General features: G+C 43.0%; 8 protein-coding genes. 7 read left to right on the forward strand and 1 reads right to left on the reverse strand.

Annotation, left to right across the window (positions count from 1 at the left end):
- Window positions 1-944: 1,2-phenylacetyl-CoA epoxidase subunit PaaA (gene paaA / locus VFM80_RS02950; protein WP_395069388.1), on the reverse strand; the 944-nt coding region annotated here is incomplete at its 3' end.
- A 125-nt stretch (window positions 945-1069) separates the two neighbouring features.
- On the opposite strand from paaA, the gene hppD reads away from it, so the two are divergent.
- The 7 genes from hppD (at window position 1070) to VFM80_RS02985 (ending at window position 11590) form a co-directional block, all read left to right on the forward strand.
- A complete protein-coding gene (gene hppD / locus VFM80_RS02955; RefSeq protein WP_395069390.1) occupies window positions 1070-2206 on the forward strand; it encodes a 4-hydroxyphenylpyruvate dioxygenase in 1137 nt (378 codons plus the stop codon).
- A gap of 78 nt (window positions 2207-2284) precedes the next feature.
- Window positions 2285-3439, forward strand: a complete 1155-nt coding sequence (locus VFM80_RS02960; protein ID WP_395069392.1) for a homogentisate 1,2-dioxygenase — start codon at window positions 2285-2287, stop codon at window positions 3437-3439.
- A 128-nt stretch (window positions 3440-3567) separates the two neighbouring features.
- Window positions 3568-5382, forward strand: coding sequence for a M61 family metallopeptidase (locus VFM80_RS02965; protein ID WP_395069394.1), 1815 nt, complete (start codon window positions 3568-3570; stop codon window positions 5380-5382).
- 233 nt (window positions 5383-5615) lie between these two features.
- Window positions 5616-6206, forward strand: a complete 591-nt coding sequence (locus tag VFM80_RS02970) for a DUF305 domain-containing protein (RefSeq protein WP_395069396.1) — start codon at window positions 5616-5618, stop codon at window positions 6204-6206.
- A 69-nt stretch (window positions 6207-6275) separates the two neighbouring features.
- Window positions 6276-8303, forward strand: coding sequence for an LVIVD repeat-containing protein (locus VFM80_RS02975; protein WP_395069397.1), 2028 nt, complete (start codon window positions 6276-6278; stop codon window positions 8301-8303).
- Window positions 8304-8467: 164 nt separating this feature from the next.
- Window positions 8468-9814 carry a M24 family metallopeptidase gene (locus VFM80_RS02980; RefSeq protein ID WP_395069399.1) on the forward strand — a complete coding sequence of 449 codons (1347 nt, stop codon included), beginning with the start codon at window positions 8468-8470 and terminating at the stop codon, window positions 9812-9814.
- A 129-nt stretch (window positions 9815-9943) separates the two neighbouring features.
- Window positions 9944-11590, forward strand: a complete 1647-nt coding sequence (locus VFM80_RS02985; protein WP_395069401.1) for a class I adenylate-forming enzyme family protein — start codon at window positions 9944-9946, stop codon at window positions 11588-11590.
- Window positions 11591-11665: the final 75 nt, after the last annotated feature.

Here is an 11665-nt window from a genome sequence, read left to right on the forward strand (position 1 = left end):
CACGATGCTTTTTCTTGTTGTAATTTCTTCTTACGAGCGTAAGCATTAGCTGCTTCACGAACCCATTCGCCATTTTCATGTGCGGCACGACGATCTTTAATTCGCTCGCGATTCATGACGCCATTTCCTTTCACCACGTTCCAGAATTCATCCCAGGGAATATCACCGAAATCCCAATGGCCGGTTTCTTCATTGTATTCCAAATCAGGATCGGGAATGGTAACACCAATTGCTTCAGCTTCCATCACCATGCGGTCAACAAAATGCTGTCGGAGTTCATCGTTGGTTTTTAATTTCACTTGCCATTTGATGAGCTCAGCACTGTTTGGAGAATCAGAATCGTGCGGGCCAAACATCATCAGGCTTGGCCACCACCAGCGGTTGACAGAATCCTGGGCCATTCTCTGCTGCTCGGGAGTTCCGGATGCCATTTTCCCCAGCATTTCATAGCCTTGCTTTTTGTGGAAACTTTCTTCCTTGCAGATACGAACGTTTGCTCTTGAGTATGGTCCATAAGAGGAACGCGCTAACATGGTTTGATTCACAATAGCAGCGCCATCAACCAGCCAACCGATTGCGCAAATGTCGGCGTAAGTCATGGTGGGATAATTGAAAATGCTGGAATATTTAGCGCTTCCGTAAAGATATTGATCTACAAGTTCACTTCGATCAATGCCCAGCGTTTCAGTGGCGCTATATAAATAGAGGCCATGACCGGCTTCATCCTGAACCTTTGCCAAAAGCACTAATTTTCTTTTCAATGATGGAGCCCGCTCTATCCAGTTACCTTCAGGGAGCATCCCCACAATCTCGGAGTGGGCGTGCTGACTCATCATCCTGATCAATTGCTGACGATACCGTTCGGGCATCCAGTCTTTGGGCTCAATTTTTTCTCCCGCATCAATGCGGGCTTGAAATTCGTCTAACTTTTCTTGGTTTTCCATATGGAAGCGCTTTTTATTTTGTAAATTAAACAAATCGATATTTACAATCATTCAGAATATACTTCAAAACTAAGTAAAGTTCTGAATGCCGGAGATATGTATTGTAAACTTTTAAAAGAATTATCATGGCTGAATCACAAGACACCCTCGAGAGACCTGTAGAAGATAAATTTGATGACCACCTTGGACTGCAGGATGTGGATTATGTGGAACATTATGTAAGTAATGCGAAGCAAGCCGCACACTATTACATCACTACGTTTGGGTTTGAACTTAAGGCCTATTCCGGATTGGAAACAGGCGTCCGGGATCGGGCTTCATATTACTTAGAACAAGGAAATATTCGGTTTGTATTATCAGCTCCTCTGAACAGTAGCTCACCGATCTCAAAATTTGTTCATAAACACGGGGATGGCGTTAAGGATATTGCCATGCATGTGGAAGATGTGGATCGTGCTTTTAATGAATCCGTAAAACGCGGGGCTGAACCGGTTACGGAACCTTATGACATGAAAGACAGGCATGGAATCATCCGCAGAGCAGCTATCAAAACCTACGGTGATGTAATCCACTCTTTCATAGATCGTTCAAACTATGATGGCTTGTTTATGCCGGGATTTCAACCCAAAGAAAGTTTGGTCAAGTCAGAATCAGTAGGCGTGCAGTTTGTAGATCACTGTGTTGGAAATGTAGAACTGGGACAGATGGAGCGCTGGGTGGATTTCTATCGCGATGTGCTTGGATTTACCCAATACATCAGCTTTGATGACAAAGACATTTCCACGGAATATTCCGCTTTGATGAGCCGTGTGATGGCCGGTGGACGTGGAATGATCAAGTTCCCAATAAATGAACCAGCTGATGGAAAGAAAAAATCCCAGATCGAAGAATATCTGGATTTCTTTGAAGGTCCCGGCGTGCAGCATGTGGCAATGCTAACCGGTGACATTATTGATACTGTGAGTAAGCTTCGAGATCGGGGAGTAGAATTTCTGAAAGTACCGACTACGTATTATGAAGAGTTGGAAGACCGGGTAGGCAAGATCGATGAGCCCCTCGAGAAGCTGGAAGAACTTGGAATTTTGGTGGACCGGGATGATGAAGGTTACCTGCTGCAGATATTTACCAAGCCGGTAGTTGATCGCCCAACATTATTCTACGAGATCATCCAACGCAAAGGTGCCCGAGGTTTCGGTAAAGGAAATTTCAAAGCCCTTTTCGAAGCCATCGAACGCGAACAAGACCTTAGAGGTAATTTGTAATTATAAATTAGAGATTATGAATTTTGAATTGATTCAACCAATTCAAAATTTCTAATCCAACATTCAAAATTTCCAACCATGTATTATCACGCATTAGGGAAGATCCCGCACAAACGTCACACAGTTTTTCGCCGGCCGGATGGTGAATTATATACCGAAGAGCTGTTCGGCGCGGAGGGTTTTCACGGAAACAGTTCGCTTTTGTATCACCATCATATGCCAACCCGGGTGACCAAGATCGAGGAAGGTGCTAAGATCGAGGTAAAAAAAGCGGATGAGAAAACGCTGCGACATCGCCTGTTGAGGACCAAGGATATTCCGGCAGGTGGAGACCCTATAACCGGACGAAAAGTGCTGATGTTCAACAACGATATACAGATCGGGGTGGCTCGTCCTACTGACAAAATGGATTACTTCTACCGAAATGGTGAGCATGACGAACTGCTCTTCATCCATGAAGGCGAAGGTCATATTCAATCTGTTTTCGGACGACTCGATTTTGGGTGGGGAGATTACATATATCTGCCTCGTGGCACGACCTATCAAATTAACTTTGAATCCGAAGAAGCACGGTACTTGTTTACGGATTCTACCGGTCCGATCGATTTCCCAAAACGATATCTATCAGAAATGGGACAGTTCATGGAGAACTCTCCGTTCTGTGAGCGTGATTTCAGATTACCTTCTGAGCAGTTGTTCTTCCCGGAAGAAGGGGAGTTTGAAGTTCGTATCAAAAAAGGGGGGCGTTTCCATCATTATACCTTCGATCATCACCCCTGTGACGTAGTTGGTTGGGACGGATATTTGTATCCGTGGATCTTCAATATCGAAGATTTCGAGCCGATCACCGGACGTATTCATCAGCCGCCACCCGTACACCAAACATTCAGGGGACATAATTATGTGGTGTGCAGTTTCTGTCCGCGTAAGTTCGACTATCATCCCGAATCCATTCCGGCACCCTACAATCACTCAAACGTAGATTCAGACGAGATGATCTATTATGTGGAAGGGGACTTTATGAGTCGTGAAGGTGTTGGCTATGCAGATATCACGCTGCATCCCGGTGGAATTCCCCACGGCCCTCAACCCGGTAAAGCGGAAGCCAGCATTGGCGCTGAGGAAACGGACGAATATGCGGTTATGATCGACACATTCCACCCGATGTATGTCACCGAAGAAGCAATGCGCCTGGATGATCCGAGCTATCCATATTCCTGGCTGGAAGATTAGGTGCAAGAAGTCAGGTTCAAGGCACAAGTTTGGCTCTTTGGAAACTTGTGCCTTGAACTTAAAACCTTGAACCTTGTTTTTTTCCTCTCCATATTCACGCTCCTTAAATTAAACTCTAAGATTACGCTATGAAGCTAAAACCACTTCAATATTCAATATTCATTGTTCTCTATTCAATATTTGCGACAAGCATAGCGCAATCGCAAACTACCACCAAATACGAGATCTCTTTTGAAAACGCCGTTCATCATGAAGCAGAAATCAGCGTAACCTATACCAATCTTGAAAATAAAGTACTGGAAGTTCGAATGAGCAGGACTTCCCCCGGGCGATATGCGTTACACGAATTTGCTAAGAATGTATATGGAGTTAAAGCAACCGACAGTCAGGGGAATGAGTTGAAAATTACCCGTCCAAATCCTCACCAATGGAATATCAGCGGACATGACGGAACCGTCAAGTTTGAATACACTCTGTTTGCTAATCGGGGTGATGGAACCTATTCGCAAGTGGATGAAACTCACGCTCACCTTAACATGCCGGCAACTTTTGCCTGGGCAAGAAATTATGAGTACCGACCCATTGAGATCAATTTTAATGTACGTGAAGATCTGAACTGGAAAGTCGCCACTCAGCTCAAGCCGCTGGAAGGAACCACTTATTATGCTCCTGATTTGTACTACTTTTTAGATAGTCCGGTTGAGATCGCTGATTTCCATGAAAGAGAGGAGGCTATTGACGGACAGTTGATTAAAATGGCATTACATACTCCAGCTACAGATAAAGAAGTGGATGAATATTTCGGCAAAGTAATGGCGATCGTGAATGCCCAGATCAACGTATTCGGTGAGCTTCCAGAGTTAGATTATGATGAATACGTGTTTCTGAATTGCTTTATGCCTAATGCCAGCGGAGATGGAATGGAACATCGAAATTCTACCGTTGTCACCAATTCAAAATCATTGGATGAACCGCTTGCAGAAACAAGCATCGGGACGATCTCGCATGAATTTGTGCATACCTGGAATGTGGAGCGAATTCGTCCGGCCAGCCTGGAGCCTTTTAATTTTGAAGAAGCTAATATGAGCGGTGAGCTGTGGTTTGCAGAAGGATTTACGAGTTACTACACCAATTTGATCTTAGCCCGTGCCGGAATTCGCACCGGGCAGGAATATATTGAAGGATTAGCCGGGGGACTGAATTATGTATTCAATCATCCCGGACGACAGTTCTTTTCACCTGTTGAAATGAGCTATCAGGCGCCCTTTGTGGATGCCGCCCAATCAGTAGATCCCGTAAATCGTGAAAATACATTTATTTCTTATTACACTTACGGCAGCGTATTAGGATTGGCACTCGATCTTTCCCTACGTAATCTGGATGAAGGCAAAAACCTGGATGATTTTATGAAATTGATGTGGAAGGAATTTGGCCAAACGGAAGTGCCTTATACCAATCGGGATATTGAAGCTGCATTGGGAGAATATGCCGGAAAGGAATTTGCAACCAACTTCTTCAACAATTACATTTATGACAGCCAAATGCCGGATTATGAGTCGCTGTTGGCAAGTGTTGGGGTAGATTTTGGAAAGGCCAATCCAGGTAAAGCAAGCTTGGGTACCAACATTCAAATTGAGAATGGAACAGGTGCTTTGCGTTCGAATGCTATTAAAGATTCTCCTATATATGAGGCTGGGATTGAATCTACAGATACGATCCTTTCTATTGGCGGCACTAAGTTAAGCAGAGTGAATGATGTAGATGAGATACTGAAAAATTTTAATCCCGGCGATGAAATTGAAATAATTTTTGAGAGATGGGGAGAAGAATATAGAGTCAGGGCAATCTTAGAGGAGGATCAAAGTTATAAGACTGAGTTAATTGAAAAGGCTGTCAATAATGAAGTAGAGCAAAGAAGAATAAGTTGGTTAACAGGCAAATAATTGCCCTGAAACTAAGCTTTACATTTGCTTATGGTTTTTCACTTTTAATGCTCTTATTATAAAGAGGTCTTTAAAGGGAGACTCTACAACAATAAAAAGTTATGTATATATTGGATTTCAAAAGTAAAATGTTAGCTACCATTTTTAAAACTGCGTGTATAATAATTTTCGTTGCGGGACTATCCGCATGTAAAAGTGCAGAATCAACGACTGAGCCTATAGGGTCCCAGGATGTGACAAATAATAAAGCTGAATTGGAAGAATTGTATAGGGCACGTCGGGATAGCGCGCGCATGAACTTTACCGAAGCGGATACCGAATTTATGATGGGTATGATCGCTCATCATGCCCAGGCATTGATTATGTCACGGTTAGCCCCCGAAAATAATGCGAGCCCGGAAATTCAAATTCTTGCAGCCCGCATCATTAATGCTCAAAAAGATGAGATCAAATCGATGCAAACTTGGTTGAAAGACAGGGACCAACCGGTTCCTGAAGTACATATCGAAGGACTTAACTTAATGATTCACGGTTTGGGAGATCATGAAAAGCATATGAATCATACAACTATGGCCGGTATGCTATCTCCAACTCAGCTTAAAAAACTTTCTGAAGCAAAAGGGCAAGAATTTGACCGGCTTTATTTGAAATATATGATACAGCACCACAAAGGAGCAGTAACTATGGTTGCTAAACTTTTTGCTACTGATGGAGCAGCACAAGATGAAGAGGCGTTCCGATTAGCTACCGATATTCAAGTAGATCAGAAAACTGAGATCGCACGAATGCAAATGATGTTGGATGAAATGACGGCGTCTAAATAAATACTAACAAAATTCACTTATTTTCGAATAAGCTTTTTTTGTAACCAAAAACACATACTAATAAGATCTATGATTACAACAGATACCAATAAAAATCGAGTCGGAGTGACAGGCTCGTTCAAAGTACTATTTATGATGGTTCTCGCGGTAGTAGTTGGGGCTTACGGATGTTCATCATCTTCTATGATGGATGACTCTGCGTCTTCGAGACCGGCCATTGAACCTAAACCTATGTCAGAAGTAACTCCTCCCACTCCTGATCCGCGAGTTGGGTTAGAAGCTGGGTTATTTGATGCAGAAGAAGCTGCATGGAACCTGAATATGATCTCCCAAACACCACCACCGGAGGATTTCGTAGGTATAACTAACTCTGATCTTGCCTTTAAAGACAATTATGTTTTTCAGGGTAATTATAATGGAGTAATTGTTTGGGATATTTCAAATCCAAGATCACCGGAATTGGTGGTTGATTATTTATGCCCTGCTTCACAGAGTGATGTATCGGTATATGGGAACTTGTTATTTGTATCCGGAGAAGGGTTTGGCGGTCGACTTGACTGTGGAACTGAAGGAGTACAAACAGCGGTAAGTCAGGAGCGTCTTCGTGGTATTCGAATTTTTGATATCACCAATATTGAAGAGCCTGAGTATGTTGCTAATGTGCAAACATGTCGCGGTTCACATACTCACTCCTTATTAAAGGATCCGGAAGATGACGAGAACGTATATATTTACGTATCCGGTTCTGCTCCGGTTCGACCCGCTGAAGAAATGCCTGAATGTGTGAATGCTATGCCGGAAGATGATCCAAATTCTGCATTATTTAGGATTGAGGTTATAAAAGTACCTTTGAATAATCCAGAGGCAGCAGCAATCGTCAATTCTCCTCGTATTTTTGAAGATCTTACTGCACCTCCACAGCACGGTTTAGCACCTGCTGATCTGGCACGTATTCGTGAAGCTGAAGAACAAGGAGCATTCGTTGTTGAGATTGGCGGAACACCTCGTATTCTTCCTGAACGCTTTGTAAACCAATTAATGGGCAGTGTAATGGAAGAACGCGGTAATGATACCGGTGAACCAACTGCTGCTGACAGTGCCGCTTTAAGGCAACAACTTCCTGGTATGATCGCACAAATGTTCGGTGGTAATGATGGCGAAGAAGGAGAGGAACGAGGTCCCAGCCAATGTCACGATATAACGCTTTATCCCGAAATTGGCCTAGCCGGCGGTGCCTGTGAAGGATATGGATTACTTTTGGATATTACAGACCCTGTAAACCCAAAACGCATTGATGCTGTTGCGGATTCTAACTTCTCATACTGGCACTCTGCAACTTTCAGTAATGACGGTAACAAAATTTTATTTACTGATGAGTGGGGTGGTGGCGGACAGCCTAAATGTCGAGAAACAGACCCTTATGAATGGGGAGCAAATGCACTGTTTACTATCAATGAAAATAAAGAGATGGAATTCGAGAGTTATTATAAGCTTCCGGCTCCACAAACTGAGTTAGAGAACTGTGTAGCTCATAATGGTTCATTGATTCCGGTACCCGGACGCGAAATAATGGTTCAATCCTGGTATCAGGGTGGTATTTCCGTATTTGACTGGACCGATATAGAAAATCCTGTTGAGATCGCATTTCATGATCGCGGACCTACCGATTCAACACGTATGGGTATGGGTGGTAGTTGGTCAGTTTATTGGTATAATGGTGCCATTGTAAATTCAGAAATTGCCAGAGGTTTGGATATTTTTGAATTGGAGCCAAGCCCGTATATCACTCAAAACGAAATTGATGCTGCTAATACCGTTGAGCTTGATTATCTGAATGCGCAGGGACAACCTATGTTTGAATGGCCTACGACTTATGCATTAGCTAAAGCATATGTAGATCAGCTTGACCGTGGCAATGGTTTAGGTGATGATGACATCTCCTCATTGAGAACAGGTCTGTCTAATGCTGAAAGAACCGGCAATGCTTCAAGACTGACTGATCTTGCAAGAGAAATAGAAGGCAAAGCAAGTTCTTCCTCTCAAACAGAGAAAGTACAAAAGCTGGCACAAGTAATGCGTGACCTTGCTTCTATGTAAGCTGAAAAGCTAAATTATTAGTTATCGTATTTAAAATCCTGATTCGGCTCAAAGCCGGGTCAGGATTTTTTTGTTTAAAAAGGTATAGAGTATCGATACTCTTGCACCTGTGAGTATTCATCTACATATTCCTGCTTAATAATTCAAAATCATATAAATCTATAATGAAGAAAACGCTACTACTTTTCCTTTTTCTCTTAATTGCAGATACACAAAGCTTCGCGCAAGATTATCCGCATATACTTCCCATGAAAGAACGGGCAACGGTAATTGATGAACTGTTAAAAGATAAGATCCAGAATGTATTGCCAGATTTGATGGAACGTACCGGTATTGATATGTGGGTGGTCGTTTCACGGGAATACAATGAAGACCCTGTGATAGAAACCTTGTTGCCTGCTACCTGGCATGCTGCTCGTCGCCGGACCATTTTAGTGATGCATAATCTTGGTGATGGGAAAGTAGAAACACTTGCCGTGGCTCGCTACGATGTGGGGGAAATGTTCAAGCGTGCCTGGGACCCTGAATCAGAACCAGATCAGTGGAAAAGATTGGCAGAGATTATAGAAGAAAGGGATCCGGAAAGGATAGGAATAAATATCTCAGAGATTTGGGGACATGCAGATGGGTTGGTTGTAACAGACCATGAAGAAATGAAGGCTGCGATCGGAGAAGAATATTCCGATCGTTTGGTGTCGGCTGAGAAGCTTGCCGTGGGGTGGCTGGAGACACGTACTCAAAAAGAGATGCAGATCTACCCGCATATTGTTAGAATTGCACATGAGATCATAGCCGAAGGATTTTCGGATCGAGTCATTCAGCCCGGAGTAACTACCACCGAAGATGTAGTGTGGTGGTATCGGGAGAAGATCAAGGAATTGAAGCTAAATACTTGGTTTCATCCCAGTGTGTCTATTCAGCGGGCTGATCCGGAATCTTTTGATCACCTCAGAACATTTGACAGTCGTCCCGCTGAAAATGTGATCATGCCTGGGGATCTGCTCCATGTAGATTTTGGGATCAAATACCTTCGCTTAAATACGGATACTCAGCAGCACGCCTATGTACTCCGTCCCGGTGAGACCGAAGTCCCTGAATATCTCCGAAAAGCATTTGAAAATGGAAATCGTTTACAAGATATCTTTACTAACAATTTCAAAGAAGGACGTACCGGAAATGAAGTTCTTAAGATGTCCCGTGAACAGGCCATTGAGGATGGGCTGAAGCCAAGTATCTATACACACCCGATCGGATATCATGGGCATGCTGCCGGAACAACACTGGGAATGTGGGATGCTCAGGATGGCGTGCCCGGGGATGGAGATTACCCTCTCCACCTCAATACTGCCTACTCCATTGAATTGAATGCAGCAACCTATACAGAGGAGTGGGGGAAAGAGATTCGCATTATGCTGGAAGAAGATGCTTTCTTTGATGAGTCCGGTGTATGGTATATAGATGGCCGTCAACGTGAGATCATGACTATTCCGCGGACTCCGGCTAAACAATAAATAAAATTACAATCAGAAAACACCAAGAAAACTGAGGGGAAATTTCCTAATAAACTCCGTGGCCTCAGTGGTTCCCCTTGCCTTTTTTTAATGCATCCGCTACCATCAACAAAAAATGATTGGAGTACGATGGAGTTCAACAGTTTAGAAAAAAAGATCGCACATGCAAGAAGTCTCACCGATCAATTGCCTGATTTGGGAGTGGATTTCTCTAACTTGCTTAAACGGGGAATTGGAAGTGATAAAACGTACCTGATTTTTCGGGATGAACAACAACGGCGCACTAATATTTCTTATCGTGAGTTTTATGAACTTGTATTGAAGACTGCTCGCTTTTTTCAGTCTAAGGGACTTCAAAAAGGGGATAAAATTGCTACGATCTCTCACAATCATTGGCATACGGTGGTTCAATACTTTGCAGCATGGTTTTGCGGTTTGGTTGTGGTTCCGGTTAATTTGGGGGAAGATGACAACCGTATTTCCTACATCCTGGAAAATGCAGAAGTAAAACTGGTATTTGTCCGGATAGATTATGCCGAGCGGGTGAACTCTATCATTAAAGAAAAAGATGAGTTGTTTGATATAGAAGTCGTGGTTTGTGATGACTATGTGGATTCATTTTCAACGAAAGAGGGAGAACTTGAGGAAGTTGAAATTGACATTGAGTCGGAAGCACTGATTGTCTTTACTTCGGGAACAACAGGGAAGCCTAAAGGCGTTGTTCTTACACAGCGGAATTTGCTGGAAGATGCTCGTACAATAAGTAAATGTCACAACATTGATGGTCAAACAAATATGATGTGCGTATTGCCTATTCATCACGTTAACGGTACTGTGGTGACAATGATCACGCCCTTTTATACTGGTGGAACAACCGTGCTAAATCAAAAATTCAGTGCCCGACACTTTTTTGAAGCCATTGAAGAAGAGCAGGTTCATATTGTAAGCGTGGTTCCAACATTACTTCAGTATCTAACCAATTACTATGAAGGCAAAGAAGTTACTAAACCCGTTCAATTCAGACATATAATTTGTGGAGCGGGACCTCTTACGGTAAAAGTTGCTCAAAACTTTGAAGATAAATTCAACATCCCAATCATTCACGGATACGGGCTTTCGGAAACCACCTGTTATTCTTGTTTCATTCCTGTGAACCAATCTAAGGAAGAGCACAACAAATGGATGCGTGATTTTGGATATCCAAGCATCGGCATTCCGGTTCCGGCTAACGAAATGGATATTCAGGATGAACAAGGAAATTCTGTTCCTAAAGGTGAGCGTGGAGAAATTGTTATCCGCGGGGTGAACGTGATGAAGGGATACTTCAATAATCGGGAAGCAAATGAGTCGGCATTTAAGAACGGATGGTTTCGAAGCGGTGACGAAGGCTTTGTGCAAAAAGACAAAGCAGGGAAGTCTTACTTCTTCATTACGGGCCGGCTGAAAGAGCTCATCATTCGGGGAGGAATTAATTTGGCGCCCCTGGAGATAGATGAAGTCATTAACAGAGCTCCCGGAGTAAAAGCCGGTATCGCCGTTGGTTTCGAAAATGATTGGTACGGGGAAGAAGTGGGAGCATACGTTCAGCTTAAAGAAGGGGTGAAGAAAAATGAACAAGCGATTTTAGATTATTGCCAGCAACATCTTCCATTTTCAAAAGCCCCGAAAGTAGTGGTAGTTGGGAAAGAGCTTCCTGTTACTTCAACGGGAAAATACCAACGGCTGAAAGTTGCTCATTTATTTGATCAGTGGAGGGAAATTCAGTTTAAAAAATGAATAATTTTAAGCGTTAGAGATGCATCTGTTTCATCATCAAACTCTAAGTAGTTTCAATGGTGTCGGTAATTACTA

This window comes from Gracilimonas sp., assembly GCF_035704785.1.
Taxonomy (GTDB): domain Bacteria; phylum Bacteroidota; class Rhodothermia; order Balneolales; family Balneolaceae; genus Gracilimonas.